Annotated in this window: 20 protein-coding genes and 1 other annotated feature; of the genes, 3 read left to right on the plus strand and 17 right to left on the minus strand. The window is 45.4% G+C overall.

Annotated features, from left to right (window positions below):
• Window positions 1-36: 36 nt before the first annotated feature.
• The 4 genes from ACFP56_RS15200 to ACFP56_RS15215 all read right to left on the minus strand — a co-directional run bounded on the left by ACFP56_RS15200 (window position 37) and on the right by ACFP56_RS15215 (window position 5,371).
• On the minus strand, window positions 37-486 hold the full coding sequence (locus ACFP56_RS15200; protein ID WP_379236035.1) for a MarR family winged helix-turn-helix transcriptional regulator: 450 nt from the start codon (window positions 484-486) through the stop codon (window positions 37-39).
• Window positions 487-643: 157 nt separating this feature from the next.
• Window positions 644-2,632: an ABC transporter ATP-binding protein gene (locus tag ACFP56_RS15205; RefSeq protein ID WP_379236037.1), complete on the minus strand. Its 1,989-nt coding sequence runs from the start codon at window positions 2,630-2,632 to the stop codon at window positions 644-646.
• Window positions 2,633-2,683: 51 nt separating this feature from the next.
• Window positions 2,684-4,429: an ABC transporter ATP-binding protein gene (locus ACFP56_RS15210; protein WP_379236039.1), complete on the minus strand. Its 1,746-nt coding sequence runs from the start codon at window positions 4,427-4,429 to the stop codon at window positions 2,684-2,686.
• A 417-nt stretch (window positions 4,430-4,846) separates the two neighbouring features.
• Entirely contained in the window at window positions 4,847-5,371 is a 525-nt protein-coding gene (locus ACFP56_RS15215) for a YceI family protein (RefSeq protein ID WP_379236041.1), read from the minus strand.
• Between the two features lie 195 nt (window positions 5,372-5,566).
• Between ACFP56_RS15215 and ACFP56_RS15220 the strand changes: the two genes are divergently transcribed.
• Complete coding sequence (locus ACFP56_RS15220) at window positions 5,567-7,840, plus strand: ATP-binding protein (protein WP_379236043.1); 2,274 nt, start codon at window positions 5,567-5,569, stop codon at window positions 7,838-7,840.
• A 151-nt stretch (window positions 7,841-7,991) separates the two neighbouring features.
• Window positions 7,992-8,561 (plus strand): beta-class carbonic anhydrase, encoded by a 570-nt coding sequence (locus tag ACFP56_RS15225; RefSeq protein WP_379236045.1) that lies wholly within the window; start codon window positions 7,992-7,994, stop codon window positions 8,559-8,561.
• 95 nt (window positions 8,562-8,656) lie between these two features.
• Here ACFP56_RS15225 and ACFP56_RS15230 read toward each other — a convergent pair whose 3' ends face one another.
• The 3 genes from ACFP56_RS15230 to ACFP56_RS15240 form a co-directional block, all read right to left on the minus strand.
• The gene (locus ACFP56_RS15230) at window positions 8,657-9,589 is read right to left on the minus strand and encodes an NAD(P)/FAD-dependent oxidoreductase (RefSeq protein ID WP_379236047.1); all 933 of its coding nucleotides are present in this window, start codon (window positions 9,587-9,589) and stop codon (window positions 8,657-8,659) included.
• Between the two features lie 115 nt (window positions 9,590-9,704).
• Complete coding sequence (locus ACFP56_RS15235) at window positions 9,705-10,316, minus strand: alpha/beta hydrolase (protein WP_379236763.1); 612 nt, start codon at window positions 10,314-10,316, stop codon at window positions 9,705-9,707.
• A 110-nt stretch (window positions 10,317-10,426) separates the two neighbouring features.
• Complete coding sequence (locus tag ACFP56_RS15240) at window positions 10,427-10,822, minus strand: MarR family winged helix-turn-helix transcriptional regulator (protein ID WP_379236765.1); 396 nt, start codon at window positions 10,820-10,822, stop codon at window positions 10,427-10,429.
• A gap of 209 nt (window positions 10,823-11,031) precedes the next feature.
• Window positions 11,032-11,291 (plus strand) — a binding site (T-box leader).
• Window positions 11,292-11,350: 59 nt separating this feature from the next.
• Between ACFP56_RS15240 and trpS the strand changes: the two genes are divergently transcribed.
• Window positions 11,351-12,334, plus strand: a complete 984-nt coding sequence (gene trpS / locus ACFP56_RS15245) for a tryptophan--tRNA ligase (RefSeq protein WP_379236049.1) — start codon at window positions 11,351-11,353, stop codon at window positions 12,332-12,334.
• Window positions 12,335-12,506: 172 nt separating this feature from the next.
• On the opposite strand, the gene ACFP56_RS15250 is transcribed toward trpS, so the two are convergent.
• From ACFP56_RS15250 to murQ, 10 genes are all read right to left on the minus strand, one after another.
• On the minus strand, window positions 12,507-13,424 hold the full coding sequence (locus ACFP56_RS15250; protein WP_379236051.1) for an N-acetylglucosamine kinase: 918 nt from the start codon (window positions 13,422-13,424) through the stop codon (window positions 12,507-12,509).
• A 47-nt stretch (window positions 13,425-13,471) separates the two neighbouring features.
• Complete coding sequence (locus ACFP56_RS15255) at window positions 13,472-15,034, minus strand: glycoside hydrolase family 3 protein (protein WP_379236053.1); 1,563 nt, start codon at window positions 15,032-15,034, stop codon at window positions 13,472-13,474.
• Window positions 15,035-15,052: 18 nt separating this feature from the next.
• Window positions 15,053-16,192 (minus strand): exo-beta-N-acetylmuramidase NamZ family protein, encoded by a 1,140-nt coding sequence (locus ACFP56_RS15260; RefSeq protein ID WP_379236055.1) that lies wholly within the window; start codon window positions 16,190-16,192, stop codon window positions 15,053-15,055.
• A 149-nt stretch (window positions 16,193-16,341) separates the two neighbouring features.
• On the minus strand, window positions 16,342-17,046 hold the full coding sequence (locus ACFP56_RS15265) for a PIG-L deacetylase family protein (protein WP_379236057.1): 705 nt from the start codon (window positions 17,044-17,046) through the stop codon (window positions 16,342-16,344).
• Window positions 17,043-18,017, minus strand: a complete 975-nt coding sequence (locus ACFP56_RS15270; protein WP_379236059.1) for a GNAT family N-acetyltransferase — start codon at window positions 18,015-18,017, stop codon at window positions 17,043-17,045. The genes ACFP56_RS15265 and ACFP56_RS15270 overlap by 4 nt, the downstream gene beginning before the upstream one ends.
• Before the next feature lie 81 nt (window positions 18,018-18,098).
• Window positions 18,099-19,283, minus strand: a complete 1,185-nt coding sequence (locus tag ACFP56_RS15275) for an anhydro-N-acetylmuramic acid kinase (RefSeq protein WP_379236061.1) — start codon at window positions 19,281-19,283, stop codon at window positions 18,099-18,101.
• Window positions 19,283-20,143: a carbohydrate ABC transporter permease gene (locus ACFP56_RS15280; protein ID WP_379236063.1), complete on the minus strand. Its 861-nt coding sequence runs from the start codon at window positions 20,141-20,143 to the stop codon at window positions 19,283-19,285. The genes ACFP56_RS15275 and ACFP56_RS15280 overlap by 1 nt, the downstream gene beginning before the upstream one ends.
• A 17-nt stretch (window positions 20,144-20,160) precedes the next feature.
• Window positions 20,161-21,063: a carbohydrate ABC transporter permease gene (locus tag ACFP56_RS15285; protein ID WP_379236065.1), complete on the minus strand. Its 903-nt coding sequence runs from the start codon at window positions 21,061-21,063 to the stop codon at window positions 20,161-20,163.
• Window positions 21,064-21,169: 106 nt separating this feature from the next.
• A complete protein-coding gene (locus tag ACFP56_RS15290; RefSeq protein WP_379236068.1) occupies window positions 21,170-22,636 on the minus strand; it encodes an ABC transporter substrate-binding protein in 1,467 nt (488 codons plus the stop codon).
• A 60-nt stretch (window positions 22,637-22,696) separates the two neighbouring features.
• Entirely contained in the window at window positions 22,697-23,608 is a 912-nt protein-coding gene (gene murQ / locus ACFP56_RS15295; RefSeq protein WP_379236070.1) for an N-acetylmuramic acid 6-phosphate etherase, read from the minus strand.
• Between the last annotated feature and the right edge of the window lie 26 nt (window positions 23,609-23,634).

The raw sequence follows: 23,634 nt of genomic DNA on the forward strand, positions 1-23,634 counted from the left end.
GAACATATCTTCGTAATCAACGTTGGACGTTTGAACCTACTCCTCTAAATCAAGCATTAACACTTCGGTTATATGCTCCAACACCTCAATATACTCAAATGCTTTTTTCTCGCCTATTTTGCTTATATAGGGTTCAATAATGCTATAAATAATGTGCTCCATGCCCTCATATTGCTGTTTACCGTCCTCCGTTAGCTGCAGATATACGACCCTGCGATCTTCTTGACTAGGAATCCGTTCCACATAGCCTTTATTCACCATGCGATTAATAATCGACGAGATCGTACTCTTCTCTACACAAAGCAAATCAGCCAGCTCCGATGAACTGACGAAAGTATTATGCTTTAAGTATCGCAAAATAAACATCTGCTCGGGTGTAATATCATTCGGCAAGCCTTCTCTAATTTTACTGCTTAGCCTTCGGTTGATCATGTAAGTCGCGCGCTCATAGCGGTCCACGATTTCAGCCATCACGCTGTTTGACATCCCTTCACCTCCTGTCCTATTAGTTTTACGATGAAACTATTCTACCATCAAACAGTTTGACTATAGAATGATTTTTACCTAAATTTCACAATAGGTTCACATCTTTACGACAAAAAAGCTGCTATTAGCCTCGAATGAAGCCAATAGCAGCTCTTAGTTATACTGGCACAGTCCCTGCGCCTGTTCCTGCTTGCAGCTGATACATCAAATAGTACTTCCCTTGTTGCTCCATGAGCTGATCGTGATTGCCGCGTTCTACGATTACGCCACGATCCAGCACAAGAATTTGATCAGCGGCTCGAATCGTAGACAAGCGGTGGGCAATCACAAACGTTGTCCGACCTCGCTTAAGTACATCGAGAGCTGACTGAATCATCGCTTCTGTTTCGGTGTCGATGCTGGCAGTCGCTTCATCCAGTATCAGGATAGCTGGATCATACGCAAGTGCTCTCGCAAATGATATGAGCTGTCTCTGTCCTGCAGATAGGGTGCTCCCCTTTTCAATAACTATTGTATCCAGTCCATCAGGCAGCTGCATAAACATGTCATAAGCTCCTACATCTTTAAGCGCCTGTTCAATGCGCTCTCGTGGAATGTCCGGGTTGTTCAAGCTGACATTAGAAGCAATCGTGCCTGTAAATAAAAACGGATCCTGCAGCACGATTCCCATATGCTCACGAATTTGCTGCTTGGAATAATTTCGAATATCCACACCATCAATCGTAATGCTGCCTTCTTCAATATCGTAAAAACGGAACAGCAGATTCAAAATAGAGCTTTTGCCCGATCCAGTATGACCTACAAGAGCAATCGTTTCACCCTGCTGCGCTGCAAAGTTAATATCCTTCAACACATATTCCTTATCCTTATAGGCAAATGAAACCTTGTTGAAGGCCACATCCCCACGATAACGAGGCATTGACTCTTCCTCTACTTCCATACCCGGCTCATCCATCAGCTTAAATACACGCTCTGCTGATACTCGCGCCACTTCCAAATTGGACAGCTGATTGACAATCCCTACAATCGGATTGAACATACGGTTCAAGTAATCAATGTACGCGAACAATAAACCAACTGTTATTGCCTCTGCAAACTGATTCGTAAAAAAGAGCACGATAACAACGACATATATAATATTGCGAATGACATTTAATAAGTTATGCGACGTTAAAGAGTTTAAGCTCAGCATCTTGTTTTGAAACTTGAAATAGTAGGAGTTCAGCTCGCTAAACTCTTTTTCCATCGCCTCTTCCTTGCGGAAAGCTTGAATAATTGTCATTCCTTGAATCGACTCATTGACCGTCCCGTTAATCTCGCTCAGCTTTGCCCGAAGCACGCGATTGTATTTCGCCGCATAACGTCGGTAAACGTAGATCCATAATAGCAGGATCGGAATTAATGGCAAGGTAATGAACCCTAGCGTTGTATCCATCACAAAGATTGCACCAAATATCGCCACAATATAGACAATCCCCATGCTGAAGTTTGCAATAACGCCAACATAAAGCTCACGTATTGCCTCTGTGTCATTCGTGACACGCGATACAATCTGACCTGCCGCATAATGATCATAGTACTTTACAGGCAGGCGCTGCGTATGCGCATAAACATCGTGGCGCAGCTTCTGAACAATACGGTTCGCTGCATTTTGCAGAAGCAAGCGCTGGATATAAATGAAGATTGCTGAAACTGCTAGTAATGCCAGATAGAGGCCTGACAAGTGAATAATAGGCTTAATTTCCGGCTTGTAAAATTGATACAGCTCTTCTTTCGTCAGATCGGTGCGTTGTCCATTGTCCTGAACCATCGTAAACGTCAAGCCTTTTTGCTCAAACTCGGCACTGCCCAAAACAGCTGCATTCGTCTCCAGCTTATCCTGACGAACAAGCCATTGTCCTTGATAAGGTACTGCCTCAGCCGTTCCCTCTTCTACGTAATACCACGTTTGGTTAATGCCTGAAATATGCTGATCGATCATTCTTTTTGCAATTAATGGACCAACAATCTCCGCGCACACCGCTATAATTAGAAAGATAAGTGCTATAATAATCGTTTTTTTATACAATAAGCCGTATTGCAGCAGTCGTTTACCGGTACCGCCCTTTACAGGTGTCTGCTGCGGCTCGAATTGCTCGTTGTTCAACGTGTTCACCTCTCTATTCGCCCCAATCGCTGGAGCTGCCCCCAGAGCGCTCTAAGAGCTAAGCTCCATCTCGATTTGCTGACGATCATATTGCTCCTTATACCAACCGTTCTGCTGCAGCAGCTGTTCATGCGTGCCTTCCTCGATGATGACTCCATCCTCAAGTACAACAATCCAATCCGCATGCTGCACCGCCGACAAACGATGAGTCGTAATGATCGTCGTTTTGTTCTGTCTTTCGTTTTTAATACCAGATATAATTTCCATTTCTGTTTTTGCATCAACAGCGGACAGCGCATCATCCAGCAGCAAAATCTCTGGATCAGCGATTAACGCGCGTGCAATGCTTACGCGCTGCTTTTGTCCTCCAGACAATGCTACCCCGCGTTCTCCGACCATCGTTTCCAGACCATCCGGCAAAAATTGAATATCCTTCGCAAAGGAAGCTCGCTCCAACGCTTGCTGCAGCTGTTCCTCTGTTGCTTCGGACTTGCCAAACAAAATATTGTCTCTAATCGAACGTGAAAATAAGAATGGCTGCTGCGGCACGTATCCTACATAACCGAGCGCATCCTCTAGCTTCAGCTCATCAATGCGATGCTCGCCTAGCCTTAGCATTCCTTCACCTAACGGATATTCACGAAGCAGCTGCTTCAGAATCGTTGTTTTACCGCTTCCTGTTTTTCCGACAATTCCAAGCGTCTGCCCCTGCCGAATGGCGAATTTCAGCTTGCTTAAGTTCGGATTAGGTGAGCTTGGGTATTGGAAGGAATAGCTTTCAAAAGCAATTTGCGAAGGCTGATGCTGCTTGGCAGTGTCAGCCTTATTCTGCACATCAGCTTCACTGGAAAGTGTTTCGTTGACACGATCCAATGAAGCGTTACCGCGCTGCATAATGTTAATAAGCTCGCCCATCGCAATCATCGGCCAGATCAGCATTCCCAGAAACATATTAAACGTAATTAATTGTCCTAGCGTCAGCTCGCTATGAAAAACCAGATATGCCCCGTAGCCTATCCCGATCAAGTAACTAATTCCAACAATGACTTTAATACCTGGCTCAAATAACGCATCAATGCGAACAACCGCTAAATTTTTCGCCAGCACTTCCTCGGTTTTCGCACGGAACTTTTTCTCGCTAGCCTTCTCCTGAACGAAGGCACGAATGACGCGCACCCCTGAAATAGACTCCAGCACATCATCATTCAGCTCTCCAAATGCATCCTGTGCCGCCATAAAGCGCTTATGAATCTGCTTGCCGAAAATCGATAGCAGCAGTGCGATAAATGGCAATGGCAGCAATGCCGCCAGCGTCAACTTCCAGCTTATCATCGTGCTCATCACAGCAATGATACAGATCATAAAAATCGTAGAGTCAAACAGCGTCAATATTCCAAAGCCCGCTGTGTTGGATACCGCACCAAGATCATTAGTTGCTCTAGCCATCAAATCACCTGTACGGTTGCGTTCATAGAACGATGGCTTCATCCGCATAAAATGAGCCATCAAATTGGTCCGCAAAATGCGCTCCAACACAAATGCTCCTCCAAAAAGCAAATAGTGCCACACATAGTTGATGACATAGGCCACTAACGTGACCGCAATCCATCCGATAATCATCCATTGAAATTGCTTGGATGAGAATTGCCCCTGCTGAATGCCGTCTATGACAACACCAATCAGCCACGGTGGAAGCAGGTCGACTAAGCCAGCAAAAAACAGCAGCCCAATCGCTAATGTGTATCGCTTCCACTCGCGCTTAAAAAACCAGCCTAATTTTTTTAATACGGTTAGCATGTGGTCAAACAACCCCTTGTTCAAACAAAATAAGCACACAAAAAGAGCATGCCTCCGTAGGCATGCTCTTTTTCAACAGGCTGATCGTATCCAGCTAAAACGAGATACGAGTCCTATGATATCAAAGGCGCATGACTACGATACGTAATCATGCGCCATATGTACGTATTAAACGTTTCTGGCGTGGATTACGTCATGATTATGAGATACTGCGATAAATGAATCCATATTAAAGTTAATCATACGTAACCCTCCTCTCTTCAAGTTAAAATCTGTTACAACAATATCATTGGATAATCATTGTTGTCAATCCATTTTCTGTAGATACTTGCTTAACATTTTCCGACAAACATCATATAAAAAAAGACCAAGGCTCATAAGCCCTGATCTTTATATTGTACATTACAACAAATCGTATTATGCCTGTTGTGCTTCAAGCTCGATACTAACTTTAATGTCATCACCAATTAATACGCCGCCTGTTTCAAGCGCAGCATTATATGTTAGGCCGTAATCACTACGTTTAATAACGCCAGTTGCGCTGAAGCCTGCTTTATTGTTGCCCCAAGGATCTGTTGATGTCCCTTCGAATGTCAGCTTAAACGTTTCTTGCTTCGTTACGCCGTGAAGTGTTACATCTCCAACAACATCATATTCGTCTTCGCCTGTTTTCGTAACGGAAGTAACGACAAAGTTAAGCTTTGGCGAGTTTTCAACATCGAAGAAATCAGCAGAACGCAAGTGATTATCACGGTCCTCATTGCGAGTATCAACGCTTGCAAGATCGATATCTAGCGAAACTTTAGCTGAAGTTAGATCGTTCAGATCCGCTTCGATTTCTGCATCAAATTTGTGAAAAGAGCCTTTTACCTTTGCGATCATAAGATGCTTTACCGAAAATTCAATCGAACTATGTGTTGCATCTACTACCCATTTTGCCATTCCAAAAACCTCCGTATATATAATTTTTATATCAACTTACTTTAATAAAGTTTATATAGGTTATTTTATAGTTTAATTTTCTTGTTGTCAATACTGGTTTTTCTCAATTATACTTACTAGAATTGAAGGATTTTGTCGATTTTTGTCCAAGTTATTTTATAGATTCATTCATCTAAGAAATTGGAGGGATAATTTTTGTCTATTCGAATGAAACTATCACTCGCTATCTCTCTAATAGTATCTGTCGTATTAATTCTCAATGTCGTCTTCTCCCAAATTAATGCGGTCAGAGTACAAGACGAAAACATTGAGCAGCAAATAACGAATATCGCCAAGCAGCTTGCTGTTTCTATAGAGCTCATTGAGAATACGAATCGCAGCATTGAAACTGAGCTTGCCCATCGCTTGAAAGCCGCTGCGCAAGCAGCAGAGCAGCTTCTTGATCCTAATATTGAAGATGTTACGATTGAAGAGCTTGAGCAGGTCAGGGATGAGCTGGGCGTGACAGATATTACACTCTGGGTTATGAAAAATGGTGAGCTTGTTTCACTTCTTTCCTCTAATCCTGATGAAATTAATTTGCATTCCAAGACATGGGATTACTGGGATGTAGCGATGAAGGAAGTCTACCATCTTAAGCCTGTGTCAGTTAACCAAGGCCAGTTCTCAACAAATTTCTACGCTGGTCCTATTAATTTCGCAGTAACCGACCCATCCAAGGTCAATAAGTGGGGCTATTACTATTCGGGGAAAACAAATTATATGATCAACACGATGATCAATACTGATCATTCCTTTCCTGATGGATATGTTGACGGTAAGGAAAATATTATACAAGAGCTTATTAATGAAAATGATACACTGCTTGAAATTACTGCTTTCGATCCCGAATTTTTTGGAAAGCAAAAAATTATTAAGCTAAAGCAGGGACAGCCCATTTACAATCTCGATGTTCGCGATGTGCGATTCGGCACCTATAAATTCAGCGACGTGGAAAGAGATCTTCCACTCGTTCAACAAGCTATTGAAACAGGTGAGTATCTTGCATCTGATTTCACATATGATGAACATAAGCTAACCCGCACCTTTATTCCTATCGCAACCAGCAAGCCTTATGTGATTAGCATCGTAGTTGATAAAGAGCTTCTTCTATCAAGTACTACGAAACAGCTGCTGGATCATACGATGATTGGTATTATGCTGCTGTTGATTACGATTGTTGGCAGCTATCTGATTGCCGAGCTGCTCACCGCTCCATTGACAAAAATTATGGTCAAGGTCAATGCGATTTCGATGAACCAGTTTAACACGAAGCTGGAGCATAACAGCAAGGACGAGCTGGGCTTACTAGCTTCTCAGGTCAATACGATGGGTGACAACCTGTATCGTTACACCGAGGAATTAAAGCAGACCAATTTTGAGCTAATGAGTACTAAGCAATATCTGGAATCATTCTTCGACCATACGAAGGATGCCATTCACATTATGGATTTGGACTTCAATATTATTCAAGTGAATAAAGCATTCGAGGAAATGTTCGAGTTCGATGCCGAAGAATTGCTCGGCAAGCCATTGTTCCGCGATGCGCAAGAGCAGCAGCAAAACTATAACTCTCTGCTTATGCAGGTAGTAGACAATAACGGCATTTCCAACTACGAAACCGTCATGTTCACGAAATCAGGTACGCCTATCGATGTGAGCATTACGCTTTCCGGCATCATTGATGAGTATGGCGACATAGTCGCATTTGCTTCTATTACGCGAAACATTACGCAGCGCAAGCACTATGAGGAGCTGCGCCGGAATAATGAAAAGCTGTCTGCGATCGGTCAAATGGCTGCAAGCATAGCTCATGAAATTCGCAATCCGCTGACAACGGTGCAAGGGTTCCTTTCGCTGAACAAAACCAAGGGTAACATTCCAGAGCATCATATGGAACTTGTGATGCAGGAAATTCATCATGTGGATCTGATCGTTAGTCAATTTTTAAGCATGTCTAAACCGCAAAAGGAGCAATGGCTCCCAGTTCGTGTGGAAAAAATCATGCATGACATTATTACGCTGATGGATTCTTCAGGAAAGCTAAAAAACGTTAAGGTGCATCTGACAGCCGATCAATTGCTTCCTAAAGTTCTAGGCTCTGAGCAGCATTTGAAGCAGGTATTTGTTAATCTGATTAAAAACAGCATAGAAGCGATGAGCGCAGGTGGCGAGTTGTTTATCGAGATGAGGCAATGCGACGAAACTGAACAAATGGCTATTTTCATACGCGATACAGGTACAGGTATTTCTGAGGAAGAGCTTAAGCAAATCTTTGACCCATTTTACACCAATAAGGAAGATGGGACCGGGCTTGGGCTGCTTGTTTGCCAACAAATTATATCCAATCATCGCGGCACACTTTCCTTCAGCAGCCAGCTTGGCATTGGCACAACCGCTACGATATTGCTGCCAGGCGAAGGGGTTTAATCCGCATTTGTTTTTCGCGATACTCCGGATAGGCTGAGAAAATTATAAAATTACTGTACTGTCTCTTTCAGAGATTGACTTCATAAAAAAATAAGAGAATAATAACATTATTGATTTTATTTAGATTGGTAATGCAGGAGGAATGAAAGCAATGAGCATCGTTAGTCAATTAATGGAATTCAATCAGGCATTTGTTGAGAAGAAGGAATATGAACGCTATATTACAGACAAATTCCCAGAAAAAAAGATCGCAATCCTAACTTGCATGGATACTCGTTTAATGGAACTGTTGCCAAAAGCGTTAAATCTTCGTAATGGCGATGCTAAATTCATTAAAAATGCAGGCGCTGTACTTACTCAGCCTTTTGGTTCTGCAATGCGCAGTATTCTTGTTGCTGTCTATGAGCTTAATGCAAAAGAGGTTGTTGTAATTGGCCATCATGGCTGCGGTATGACGAACCTGGACAGTGAAGGTCTTGTTAATAAAATGATCGATCAAGGAAACATTGATCCGCTTGTGATCGAGACGCTAGAGCGTTCAGGCATCCGCATGGAAAAGTTTTTAAGAGGCTTCAGCGCTCCAGAAGACGGCGTTATGCACAGTGTCAAAATGATTCGCAACCATCCATTGTTCCCGGCACACGTACCCGTCCACGGCTTTATTATGGACCCATTAACTGGCCAATTAGAATTGCTGGTTGAAGATTACCGTGAACAATAAGCTATACCTCTGAAATATTTTACAAAAAAAAGAACTATCGAAATGCTGTAACAGCATTTCGATAGTTCTTTTTTGTTAGTCGTATACTGACCTCGTTACGTTTGTGAATTTTGAAGATGCTTCGCATGCTCATTAAGCAGACTTTGAGCTGCGTCCTGATTAAGACTAATCGCGGCTCTTACCCCATCTCCCGCCGCAAGCACAGCTTGTGCAGGAGAAATACTCATCGCATCTCCAGCAACATATATGCCAGCTACACTTGTCCTTCCTTTCCCATCCTGCCAGATCCCTCCGTGCTCGGCAAGCTTGCAGCCAAGCTGCTCCGCCAAAGACCCTGCATGCTTCCAATACGTGGATACGAAGCCTCCGCTGCATGCTATTCGCTTTCCACTCTGCAGCACCACTTGTCGCAGTTTTCCGTTAGGTCCAACTAGTGCATGAATAGGCTCCTGATAAAAGGCAACGCCCATTAGCCGCAGCAGCTCCTGCTCACTGCTCTGAAGCTTGCTCTTTCCATTCGTAAACAGATGAAGCCGTTTGCTCCACTGCTGAATCGTTGCAGCAAGCGCGACGGCATTGCTTCCTTCTGTCATAATTGCAAGCTGCTTATTTCTAAGCTCATAGCCGTCACAGTACGGGCAGCTGAAGATCGATTTTCCGTAGTATCGTGACAGCCCTTGAATTTGCGGCAGCGTCTCTTTAAGACCTGTGGCGAGCAGCAGTCGTTCTGCCCTAACCTGCCTTCCTTTCTTCGTGGCAAGCAAAAATGTACCGTCAGACATACGCTTTGCATCAACAACTGTAGCGTAATATCGCTTTACGTTCGGATACCGCTCCAGCTCCTGATGAGCCAGTCGGCGAAATTTGCCAGGCGCAATCCCTTCTCTTGTAATAAAGCCATGCATATGACCTGTGACCGCGTTGCGAGGCTTCTGATTGTCGAATAGCAGCACCTGATGATTGGCGCGTGCCAACACAAGTGCTGCATTCAGTCCTGCTGGGCCTCCGCCAATGATCGCAACAATCATCCTCTCACACCCTTATCTCATTTGTATAATGTATGAGACGACTTCCTGCGGTATACATGAATGAGAAAGAAGCAAGCTTGCTGGATGCAAACTTGCTTCTTGGCTTTTCCTATGATTACGATCTAAACATCTTCCTATACCACGCTTTAGCCGCTTCAATCTCGCTTCTGGAAAGCTGGTGTCCATAGCTCTCCCACAGCAGCTCCACACTTGCCCCCGCTCCTGTCAGCAGCTCATTCAGTTCATTTGTTTCCTGCGGTGGACAGATCGGATCATTATCACCAGCTGCGATAAATACCTTGACTGCGCTAAGATCAGGCAGCTGCAGGTCGCGCAGCGGCACCATTGGATGATGAAGCATGGCTCCTGCCAACACATCCTTATCGTGGAACATCAGACTTGCAGCGATATTCGCACCATTGGAATAACCGATCGCAACTACGTTATGACGATCGAAACCGTACTGCTCAGCAGCACCCGCTATAAAGGACTTCAGCTCCTCTGTCCGAAGCTTCAAATCCTCAATATCGAATACCCCTTCAGCAAGCCGACGAAAAAAACGCGGCATTCCGTTCTCCAGCACATTTCCTCTTACACTTAAAATAGACGCTTCTGCATCAATATGTTGAGCTACCCCAAGCAAATCCCGCTCAGTTCCGCCTGTTCCATGCAATAACAGCAATACTGGCGCATTCGGATTGGAGCCCGCCTGGTAAATATGTTTCATAGTCAAATTCATGTTAACCTCCTTAGCTGCTGGTAACCTGCAAGCTGCAAGTCCCTGCTCTACTATAATATCTTTAAATTAAGATTTGTATGCAACAAAAGCAGCTGGTACTAAGATGGAGAGCTGCCTTCCTTAAACGTGCGTTCTGCATGCAGGCCCAGCTTCTTCAGCAATTCCGTAGCCTGCTTCTGCTCCTCCGCCGTCAATCCTTCAACAGATGCTTCAATGCTGCGCGCATGCTTCGGAAATACCTCTTCAATAAAAGACGAGCCTGCATCGGTCACCTCTGCATAGATCAATCTTCGATCCTCTGTTGAGACTCTACGTCTTGCCAGCCCTTTTTTCTCAAGCTTATCGACAACGTACGTAATATTCCCGCTGCTCATTAATACTTTGCTGCCAATTTGCTGCAGCGGCTGCGGTCCCTTATGGTAAAGCAGCTCGAGTACGCCAAACTCAGTTCGATTCAGACCATGCTGACGAATATCACGATCGCCGTGAGCCATAACCCACTGATTCGCTCGAGAGAGTGCAATATACAAATCCAGTGCAGCTTCCGATTGCTTGTAACGATTCGTTTCGCTCAATTGAAGCCTTCCTTCCTGTTAATATCTTAAATTTAAGATAACAAATAAAGCGCCTAATGTCAATGCTATCTTCCCTTGACTTGATTCGCAATAATCAGTATGCTGAATTTAATCCATATGTTCTATATGCTAAAGCAATGAATAGAAAGAGTAATCATGAAGGGCATGTTATAGCGAGCCGATGGTTGGTGCGAAGATCGGTACATGTCACATGATGAATGGGTCTGTTCGCTGCAATCCGAACGCAGGCTGCGCAAGCAGCAGATCAGTAGGCATTGCCGGAGCTCGCCGTTATCCGAGCTGCTTTGACAGCAGAGCTGTCATAGGCGCAAGTGCGACAATTCGTCGAATTTGGGTGGTACCGCGGAGTTCATGCTTCGTCCCTTTTATTTATAAGGGACGGAGCTTTTTTGTTTTATCATTCTAAATAAAATGAGGTGTAGTTGAATGAAACGCATGTTGTCAGGCATTAAGCCCAGCGGCGTTCTGAATATCGGCGGCTATTCAGGTGCGCTTAGTCAATTTGTACGCAATCAGAAAGAACACGAATGCTTTTTCTTTATTCCCGATCTGCATGCCATTACTGTATATCAGGATCCAAAGGAACTAAATGAACGCTCTCGCGAGCTGGCTGCCCTATATATTGCAGCCGGAATTGATCCGAAGCGCTCAGCCGTTTTTCTTCAATCCCATGTATCCGCACATGCTGAAATGGGCTGGCTGATGGAAACACAGGCACACTTTGGCGAGCTAAGCCGTATGACGCAATTTAAAGATAAGTCCGACGGCAAAGATACGGTCAGCTCGGCGTTATTCACGTACCCTGCGTTAATGGCTGCCGATATTCTATTATACCAAGCTACGCATGTGCCTGTTGGCGATGATCAAAAGCAGCATGTAGAGCTAACCCGCGACCTTGCCAACCGCTTCAACAACCGCTATGGCGAAACCTTTATTGTACCAGAGCCGATTATTCAAGATACAGGCGCGCGCGTTATGGGACTGGATGATCCATCCAAAAAAATGAGCAAGTCCAATCCTAATGCGAGCAGCTACATTCTAATGACAGATGAGCCAGCCATTATTCGCAAGAAGTTCTCGCGCGCGGTAACCGATTCCGATATGTCTGTTCGATATGATTGGGATACAAAGCCAGCCGTCAGCAATCTGATTGAAATTTACAGCGTCTTCTCCGGCTTGTCTATCCCTGAGGTAGAGAAGCATTTCGAGGGACAGGGCTACGGCAACTTCAAAAAGGAGCTTGCAGAGGTGGTTATAGCGAAGCTGGAGCCGATCCAGCAGCGGTTTAATGAAATTCTTCACTCTGATGAGCTCGATCAGATTTTACGCGATGGCGCTGAACGCGCTGCTGCTGTGGCCAATGAAACGCTGTTGAAAGCCAAACGCAATATGGGCTTTCTGATCGTTTAGTTTGCGGCTTAAGAGTTTACTCATAGCCTTGATCAGTTACTTACAATGACCAGACGAGCAGCATAACAAAAAGGCAGATTGCCGTGATCCCAGCGAGGATCAATGGCAATCTGCCTTTTGTTATACCTTTTAAGCTGTCTTCAAACAGCTCATCTGCTCACGAAGAAACAGATTAACGTTCGTTTATCAGCTTGCATGCCATGAGCACTGCTCCATAAGCGGCATCCTTAATTGGCAGCATCAAGCATGTGTTCGGATACGTTTCCTGAAGCTTGCTCTCCAGCGCCTTCTGGACAAATGGAGATTTTTGCAGCACGCTGCCAGCCATTGCAATTGGACTATGGTGCAGCCCAAGCTTGTCGATAACTGGTGCAAGCAGCTCATGCAAGCTGTCTGCACTGCGCTTTGCAATGAGCAGTGCCTGCTCATCTCCTTGCTCGCATGCTGCTGTCATAATTGGCGCTAGTGCAGCAATATCCTTCTTCGTCGTCTCCTTACTGTAGACGAAGCCGATAATCTCCTGCACGGTTTTCAGCCCAAGCTGCTCGTACACCATCGCCGGAATTATCGAATGCTTCAGTCTGCCATCCTCCGCCTGAACAAGCGCTGACAACAGCTGTCTGCCAATGCTGTAGCCGCTGCCCTCATCATCGATGAGATGTCCAAAGCCTCCGCTTCGATGCTTCTCGCCGCTGCCGTTCACCCCAAAGCAGATTGAACCTGTTCCTGCGATCAATATAATCCCCTGCATGGCATTTTGCGCGCCATACAGTGCCGTCTCCTGATCACCAGTAATCCATATCGCTCCCTCATAGCCTTGCTTGCGAACGTTTTGCTCAAGCCTCATGCTGACTTGCGGATTGCTAATGCCTGCCGCTCCAATTACGATTTGCTGAATATCGCCAAGCGAACCACAGCATGCCTTTATTCGATCGAACATCTCTTGAAAGGATGCTGCAATGGTCTCGGCATCACCGCCGTTGTAATTAATCGCTCCTACATGGAACTGCTCGATCAATTCACCTTGATTAGAAGCAATTGCTACCGCGGTTTTCGTTCCACCACCATCTATACCAATGACATATGCCACTTTATATCCTCCTTCACCTAAGCCGAGTGCAGCCTTACTGTACGCGCTTATAGCTCAATCGTCAAGGCTGCAGTAGGAAGAACTTCACCCGTTAAAACAGGAACCAAGGAAGCAAATGCATTTCTCGAATATTCGAAGGCAGCTAGCTTCGCGCACTCTCCTTGAATAAGTGCCAGATCATAAGGTCGACCTAGCGCAACAACCGTTACCTTGCAACCAGCAGCGACAAGCGCATTAGCAAGCTCCAGCTGCCCTTTGTTTTCGCGTCCGTTGAACATGCCCAGCACGATATGCTGATAGCCCTTGGCCTGCTCCAATACAGCTTGAATCTGTTCTGCAGCTGGATTAATGTCAATTGCAACATAATCGTTTTGCAATCGTTCACCCATATAATAGGCAAACTGCTCCTCCTCATTTACGCTGCTCGATGCCAAGTCTGTACGATAAGAATAAGAGCCAATAAACAGCACGTCCTTGCTGCCAGCCTGTACGGACACCAGCTCCCCGCTTACAAGACAAATCGTCTCTGTACGCATAAGCTCATTCACCCGACGATGCACGTCGCTGCCAACCACTTCATATTGAGGCGGAGTTACAGCTGCCACTTCAGCCTTATACTTCAATATATTGCTTACCGCTCGATCAATAACGGCCTCCTCCAGATCTCCAGCAGCAACGGCGTCTTCAATCAAATGAATTGCATCCTTCACAACGGAAGGCGAATGACTGATAAAGACCAGATCAACCCCAGCCTTCACCGCACCTAACGCACCCTTAGCCGTACCGTAGAAGCGCTTGATCGCATCCATCTCCAGACAATCAGACACAACTAGCCCCTTGAATCCAAGCTTTTGCTTCAATAGCTCAGTAATAATGGCGTAAGACATTGTTCCAGGTACGCCTGACTTCTCAATTTGCGGGAACAAAATATGCGCGCTCATAATCGCCTTGGCGCCTTGCTTGATCGCCTCTACGAAAGGACGAAGCTCAAGCGCTTCAAGCTCCTCCAGCGACTTGTCGATGGTCGGCAGCCCGATGTGGGAATCAACATTCGTATCTCCATGTCCAGGAAAATGCTTCAGCGAGGACATAACGCCCCCATCCAGCAGCCCCTTCATCATCGCAATGCCATACTCCTGCACCACTTCAGCCGAGTCGCCGTACGAACGGACATTAATAACCGGATTAAGCGGATTGTTGTTAATGTCCATTACAGGTGCCAGGTTGAAGTTAATACCCAGTGCCTTCAGCTCTCGCGCTGTTATGCGCCCCGCAGCATACGCATTCTCAGGTCGGCCTGTCGATGCAATCGCCATCGCACCGGGCACATTTGTCGCATCACTTGGCATGCGCGTTACACGTCCACCCTCCTGATCGATTGTAATGAATCCAGGAACGCCCGTATGTGTCGTAAATTCATGCTGCAGATCCGCGACCAGCTCTCCGAGCTGCACCTTGTTCTGCACATTGTGGGAAAATAATATAATATTGCCTACTTTATAATGTTCAATAACATCCTTCAGCTCATCAGATAATGTCGTGGACGGAAAGCCAGTTACAAACATCTGTCCAATTTTTTCGCGCAAGGTCATTTGCTCTATTGTTTTCATTGCATATCCCAGCCCTTACTAATAAATATGGTATTGCTTCTTCAGATCGGCGAACTGCTTGCTTTCCTCAGTAAACTGCTCAAGCAGCTGCTTGGCGGATACCTGTGACTCACGATACAGGCTGTCACCGCACAGAAGATCAATAAACGGACGAGAGCCCTCCTTAATCGGCGGCAAGAACGAGAACTGCTCATACATATCGCGAATGGCAAACAGCAGCGTTACGCCGATCTCAAGCGGCCTGATCAACTGGTCGTCTGTTACGTACAGCTGAACGCCGCCGCACAGCTCGCCTGCATGCTTTGATGCAGTCGGCTTAAAATGTACGGGACGGAAGCGAACACCCGAAAGCTGCTTCGCATTCATCACATCTGCCAGCTGCTGTGCCTCGATGTAAGGCGCACCGATCATTTCAAACGGGAAGGTCGTGCCTCTTCCTTCTGAACAGTTCGTCCCCTCGAATAAGCACGTACCTGCATAGAGCAGCGCCGTCTCATAACGCGGCATGCCAAGCGATGGATGCACCCACGTCAAGCCCGTCTGTGGAAAACGCATATCGCGTGTCCAACCCGTAAGCGGTACAACGTGAAGCTCCGCATTCCAGCCCTTCTGATCATTCGCCATCATCGCAACCTCGCCAGCCGTCAATCCATAGCGGACAGCCAGCTCATAGTTGCCGACGAATGACTTAAAGCCCGGCTTCAAGATGTTACCCTCAATGGTTACGCCATCGAGCGGATTCACGCGATCAAGCACAACAAAAGGAATCCCCGCCTTCGCACAGTCCTCAAGCGCATAGAGCATCGTATAAATAAACGTGTAGTAGCGTACGCCAACGTCCTGAATATCATAGACAAGCACATCCACCTCTTCCAGCATCTCTGGCGTAAGACGCTTGGAATCCTTGCGGTACAGGCTGTGAACCTTAACCTGCGTATAAGGGTCAATATACGTATCAACTAGCGCGCCTGCGTCCAAATCCCCGCGAACGCCATGCTCTGGCGAAAACATCGCCGCCAGGTGAAAATGCTCATGCAATATAGAAATCGTCGATCTAAAGTCTGCTGTAATGCCCGTAGGAGTAGTAATTAAGCCTACTCGTTTGCCTTCCAGCAGATGACGGTAGTTCAATAGCGAATCGACTCCATTAAGTACCATTTCGTGCTGCCTCCTAATCCCATACTCTATATTAATCAGCCTGCATGCGACAGCTATTGTGCCTGCATTGCCAGCATTGCCGCAGTATAATGTGAAAAAGAAGGGAATGCATCCTGCTAATCCAAGAAACACTCCCTCTTTTTATGCATTTATAGTAGACTTGATTGTCTTATTTTCATCGTTTCAGCAGGAACCATAAAGGCTTCCGCATACGTTTTTCTTGCCTCGCAGCCGCGAACAACTGCTAACGCCTTATAATAATCCAAGTACTTGAATGATTTGCTGCCTGTTACGAACCAATGCTTGCTAAGCGCTTCGATCCACAGATCAAACGCAGCCTGATCGAAATCAACATATACATACGGCACATAATCAACGGCATCCTCCCAGTTCTCGGAGTAATACAATTTTGCTGCAAAATGATTAGGCAGCTCGCGCTCAATAGTAGGCATGCTTGCATAGAAGCGAGCATCATTGACGATATGATGTGTAAGCGCATGGTCCTTGTGCATGCTGTTTTTCCAGTGCGTAATAATGACATTCGGCTTTACGCGGCGGATCACATCACAAACCTCCATCCGAACCTGCTCAGTATCAGGAAGCTCGCCATCCTGATAATCGAACACGATTGCCTCTCCACCCAGCATCTCGGCAAATATGTTAGCCTCCTGAACCTTCTGCTCACGGTATTGCGCCATATCTTGCCCAGCCGGTACGCCTCGCTCTCCAGCCGTTAATGCCAGCGTTACGATGCGATCTCCTTTCAAGCTGTGACTAGCCAGCACGCCGCCCGATGCAAGCTCCACATCTCCGACATGTGCACCAATTGCTAAAATCGTTTGTTGTTCACTCATGCTAATCGCTCCTTTCGCAATATGGAAAACTGCTTCTCTATCGTAAAGCCGGCCTTCTCATAAATTCGGATTGCCGGGTTATTGCTGCCTGTAAATAACGAGGAATACTCGCAGCCTACTTGCTGGAACGCCTCTACCATTCGGAAGAACAGTACACTTCCAAGCCCATGTCCTTCATGCTCTGGATGCACGCCAATCCCGCTAAAATAAGCGCGACCATTGTCTTGCCTTACGATTGGTCCTGCAAAGCCGACACATTGGTCATCTAATGCAGCTACAACAAAAGGAACGCGCTGCGCTGCGGCTTCCAAAATCTCACGCTGCCATTGCGGATTGCCTAGTGCTGCTAGCAAGCCTTGAAGCTCGTGATGCACGGCAGGATCAAAACGCGTCACCGTATATCCCTTTTCTGCAGCTCGCTGCTCCTTCGCGACAATATCATCTGGCACTACAAACTCTCCCAGCTTCAAGTACATGCCGCACTGTGTCGCGCGATCGGCGTATCCTCGCTCAATCAAGCAGTGATACAACGGTAAATCCTTGCTTATGCCAGGAGCATTGTTATGCTCATGCTTAGGCTCTGAAGGCATATTCCACACCAGCTTGATCGGGTTGAAAAAGAGCACCTCAGCCTGTACCTTGCCAAGCTGAACAAATCTCTGCTCAAGCCGCTCCACCAATTGATGCACAAGCTGTTGGTCGCTGCCTTCCTTCACCCAAACACATGTAATGTATCCAGCAACATCGCCAAGCGGCAAATCATCACCAGTGCAACCTGCTGCAAAACCAACAAGCTCATTTTGCTCACTGCATGCAACAAGCACACATTCTGGATCGTAGTAAGGCTGCTCGATAAATGTGCTGTTAAACGATTCATTCGTCAAGCCCTTATAATGATGCTTGACCGCTTCCTCATTCCATAGCGCTACAACTTCCGGTAAATCATCTGCTGCATATTGTCTTATGATCATCTGATTCCCTCCAGTACGGAGCGTTTTCACACGCATGTGTTCATTTTTCATTCGTCAATTACCGTTCGTTACAATAACTAATTAACGTGTTGGCCAGCTCAGCTTGCCCATAATGACAGGACGGCTTGCTCCGGTTACGTTCGGAATATTGTTGGGCCGCTGCTGAAGCGTATAATAGCCGAGCAGACCAAATGCAACCGCTTCCTTTGCATCGCTGTTGCCGCCAATATCCTCCTGCGTCAGCACATCTACACCAAGCGGTGAAAACAGCTGCTTCAAGTAACCGATAAGCGTCGCGTTATAGCTGCCGCCACCTCCGACCAGCAGCTGCTGCGCCGGGTTCCGCTGGGCAATAAATCGCTTGTAGCTGTCATAGATCGACCATGCCGTTACATAGGTTGCAGTCGCGATAACATCCTCTGCACGCCACTGTTTATTTTGCATCATAGCAATAATCTGCTCTGTATACTGTGTGCCAAACCGTTCTCGTCCAGTTGATTTAGGAAGGGGCATCGCATAGTACTCGTCCTGCTGCATCCAAGAGAGCAGTTCTTCAATTACCTGACCCTTAGCTGCAATTTGACCACCGATATCCATCGCAAGCGGTGCATACAGCTGTGCAATAAGCGCATCAATAATCATATTTCCAGGGCCCGTATCAAAGGCATAGACCTCTTCAGCAGAAGCTCCTGCGGGCAGCACAGTTACATTGCCAATACCGCCAATATTTTGCAGCAATCTTGTTTGCTTGTCGCTTCGATAAAGCAAGTATTCGGTAAACGGCACAAGCGGTGCGCCCTGACCACCTACTGCCATATCTGCCGTGCGAAAATCTGATACGCACGGAATACCCGTTCGATTAGCAATTACAGCACCGTCTCCGATTTGCACCGTATAACGGACCGTATGACCGTCAATTGCTTGATCCCATGGCGCATGGTAGATGGTTTGTCCATGTGAGCCTACCACACTGATTTGCTCTGGCTTTAATCCACACTTGGCAATAACAGAATATGTGGCGTTAGCGTATAGCTCGCCTAGCCACATATTCATCATTCCGACCTTATCGATCGTTGCCTTTGCTGGATCAAAAAGCTCAAATATTTGGTTTCGTGTCTGATCTGGAAAAGGCGTGTTTTCGAAAGCCAGCAGTCGAACGCTAACCTCTTGCTCACTTGCAGCGTCTATCTCTATTACAGCTGCATCAATTCCATCAACGGATGTCCCTGACATTAACCCAACAGCGTATGCTTTTGATCCATACATTATCCCTTCACCGCTCCTACTGTTACCCCTTCAAGGAAGTAACGTTGCAAGCTGAAGAACAGGATAAACATTGGTACAGCAGAGATTGTCGCACCAGCCATCATTGGCGCAAAGTATGTCGTATTGGCAAATCGGAAGCTTTTCAAGCCGACCTGAATCGTCTGCATATCCATCGTATTGGTTACGAGGAATGGCCAGAAGAAATCATTCCATGCCGCCATAAACGTCAGGATCGCCAGTACAGCCATAACTGTTTTGGACAGTGGCAAAATAATGTGCCAGAAAATTTTAGGCTGAGAGCAGCCCTCGATTTTAGCAGCCTCAAGAATTTCACCTGGAATAGAAGACATGAACTGCTTAACCAAGAAGATGTTGTATACCGTTACGATACTTGGCATAATCAAGGCCTCATACGTATTTTGCAATTCAAAAATGTTAACAATCAAAATATAAAGCGGTACTTGCGTTACTTGGCCCGGGATCATCATGGAACCTAGTAGGATTGCAAACAAAATATTTTTGCCCTTAAATCTCATTTTTGCAAAAGCATAACCTGCTAACGTTGCAAAAAACACGTTCGAGATCGTTATACATGCTGCCACGATTAATGAGTTCAATAGCCAATCCCAGGAATGCGGACTGAATTCAAAGAAGAATTTATAAGACTCGAAAGAAATTTTATTTGGTATGATGGAATAGCTCATTGCTCCAGCTTCCACTGGATCTCCAAAAGAGGAGATAATCATAAAGTAAATAGGGAAAATGGTAGCTAAGGCAAACAGAACCAGGAACGCAATTATCAAACCATTGCGAGCGAACAAAGCCCATTTGCTTTTAAAGTTGTTATTATATAAAGCCATATGTTCCGCCCCTTTTCCTAGTATTCGATATCTTTACCCATGAATTTGAATTGGATGAAGGATATAATTGCAATAATTGCTGCAAGAACCAATGATTGTGCTGCTGCCTTTCCAAATTCAAAATATGTGAACGCGTTGTTAAAAATTAACAATCCTACCATTGTCGTTGCATGGTCTGGTCCGCCGCCTGTCATTAGGTAAGCGTTCTGGAATACCTGGAAGGAGCCGATAAGGCCTGTAACGAGTAGGAAAAGCGTTGTTGGCTTAAGGAAAGGAACGACGATATACCATAGCTTTTGTAGAAATGTCGCACCGTCAATTTCAGCTGCTTCATAATAGCTGTTATCAATACCGAGTAATGCAGCTAGATAAATAATGATCGCTGTACCATGGCTGGATAACCATGACATTAATACGAGTGAAAACATTGCAGTTGCACTGGAGCCAAGCCAGTTTTGATTGCTCATCCCAAAAAATGCTACGATTTGATTGGCAATACCTGATTTCAACGGATCGAAGATCCAAAGCCATACGACCGCTAGCGCTACACCTGAAGCTACAGCCGGTAAGTAATAAATCGCTTTGAATACTGTCTGTGTTCTTTTTTTGAATGGAATAATCAAGATCGCAATTAAAAACGAAATGAAAATATTTGCTGGAACTGTCAGCAAGGTATAAACGACTGTATTTTTAACAGCCTTCCAAAACAGTGAATCAGTAAATGATTCCTTGAAGTTTTCTAATCCTACATAAGTGGACCCTAATGGTCTATATTCTTGCAAGCTGATCACAAAAGCATTGATTACCGGATATGCGGTGAATAAGCTAAACGCAATCAGAGCTACCGCTATGAATGCATATCCCCAACCTGTATCACTTTCGAGTTTTAATCTTCTTTTTCTAGTCAACGTTTGATTCATTGGGCCGCACCTCTCTTCCTAGAACAGTTAAAACGATAGACGATATTCAGAATGAAAGCTGTACGTTCAAGATACGTACAGCTTTCATCTGCTTACTTTTTACAGATTAGTCAACTACAACGCCATCTTCACCGAATGATTTAACTGCAGCGTCTTTAACTGCATCATACATGTCTTGTGGTGTAATTTCATTGGCAAGTAATGCCTGAAGCTTAGGTACGATAACCTCAGTTTCGATTTTAATTGCTTCAGCAGCTAGGTTTGTAGGAATATCCGTACGAGCCGCAACTGCTTTCGCCATCATTGCTTGGTCTGCTTTAATGTTATCTTCGTTACGAGGATACTCTTCAATTACTGCTGCATTACGACCAGATTCTGTAACTGGAGTTAGGAATAGCTCATTGCTGTAATTTGCTGCGATAGAGCCAGAAGACAAGAAGTGCATCGCTAGAGCAATATTTTTAACATGCTGCTCTGTTGGCTCTTTTTTACCACGAAGTGCGATGTAACCATCAACAACCGTTGTAGGTACATATTCAGCACCGTTGAATGTTGGAACCGGTAGCGCGATATATTCAGCTTCGATAGAATCGGCAACTGCAGAGCCATCATTTGCTTGAATTTTTTCATTGTTTAGACGAGCAGAGTTTTCAAAGCTTGCTAGACCTTTACCAGTAATCATCGTTTGACCAGTTAGGAACATGTTCCAACGTTTACCAGCATCGATAGAGCTTAGCTCTTTAGGCATAGAACCATCGTCGATCATTTCACGAATCGCTTCAAGTAGACCTAGGAAGTTTTTGCTCGTGTACGTGAATTTCATGTTTTCATCGAAGTATTCTGGCAAACCAGCAGATTTAGCCATAATGCTTAGATAGTCTTTAGAAGTAACACCAGCAGTTGCGAATACGAAGCCATAACGAGTTGTTTCGCCTTTGTCATTTTTCACTACGCCTGCTTTAATCGCTTCACGGAACTCATCATACGTCCAGCCGTTTTGCTGTACAGCTCTCCAGTCAATACCAGCTTCTTCAAGGAATTGCTTGTTACCGCCGATAGAGTGGATCGCCATGTAAGCTGGCAAGCCGTATTGTGCATCACCCAATTGGAAGTATTTCATTGGAATTGGATCATAGTCTACTTTCATGTCATCTGTAAGCACACCGTTTAGGTCCAAAAGAACATCAAGCGCAGCATACTTGGAAACTGCTGTAGAACCTACCCATGCGATATCTGGAGGAGAACCTGCATTAACTTGAGTGTCAAGCTTTTGCGTCATATCTTCCCAGCTCGCTGGTTCAATTTTCAAAGTCAAATGCGGATAAAGCTCATTGAATTCTTTTTCCATGTCTGAGAATCTTGCTTGATAGTTAGCAGATACTGGCGGCAGCAATGCAGTGATTGTATCTTTTTCCAAATCTTCACCGCTGTTGCCGTTAGAGCTGCCTGTGTTAGATGATCCAGTATTTGTTGAATTAGGGCTGTTATTGTTGTTGCTTCCGCAAGCTGCCAATAATGAAACGAGCATAATTACGGTTAAAAACAGAGTAAAACTGCGAAATCCTTTTTTCATAGATACTTGCCTCCCCGATTTTTAATTGCATCAAACCTAGCCTTCTTGTTTTCTCTTCGTCTAACTCGACATTAGTGCATGTATCGCAAGTTTTAAGCGACCATCATGCTGAGTTAGCACTTTTTCTGCTTCGCTGGCTTCTAGTCCTGTCTTCACCATCATAATGGCTAGCTTGCAGTTCATAGATGCCTTTTCAAGCGCTGCAGAAGCGGTTGTAGAATCTACGCCAGTTGCTCTCATAATGATGCGAACAGAGCGATCCACAAGCTTAAGATTGCTTGCCTTCAGGTCTACCATTAAGTTGTTATAGGTTTTCCCCAGCTTCACCATTGTGCAGGTGGTGAGCATATTGAGCACAAGCTTTTGAGCAGTTCCTGCCTTCAAACGAGTGGAGCCGCTAATGACCTCTGGACCGACAACTGGTGCAATGGCAACATCAACAATCGGTTCGAGCTTGGAGCCCTTATTATTGCAAACTGCAATAGTGGTTGCGCCTAACTCCTTTGCTCTGGTTAACGCGCCAATGACAAATTTTGCACTGCCGCTAGCCGATATGCCGATGACCACGTCTTTGTTTGTTACACCAATGCTGTCGATTAAGGCTATACCCTCTTCTGAATTATCCTCGCAGCCTTCAACCGCATTTCTCAATGCAATGTCTCCACCTGCGATATACCCCTGAACTAAGGAAGGGTCAGTACCAAATGTTGGTGGACATTCAGAAGCATCCAATACGCCTAATCGTCCAGATGTGCCTGCTCCTATATAAAACATCTTCCCACCATGAGATAACCTTTGGTGTAGAATATCTACCGCCTTCGCAATTTGCGGAATTTCTTTTGCGACAGCTGCAGGCACCAGTGCATCCTGTTGATTCATAATTTGCACCATTTCTTCTGTTGTGCATTCATCAATCTTGAATGTTTCCGGGTTAATCGCCTCAGTTGTCAATCCCGCAAGGTAGTCATTCATAGTCTCCCTCCTCGCTGTCTAATACT

It is taken from the genome of Paenibacillus septentrionalis (assembly GCF_042659865.1).
Taxonomy (GTDB): Bacteria; Bacillota; Bacilli; order Paenibacillales; family Paenibacillaceae; genus Pristimantibacillus; species Pristimantibacillus septentrionalis.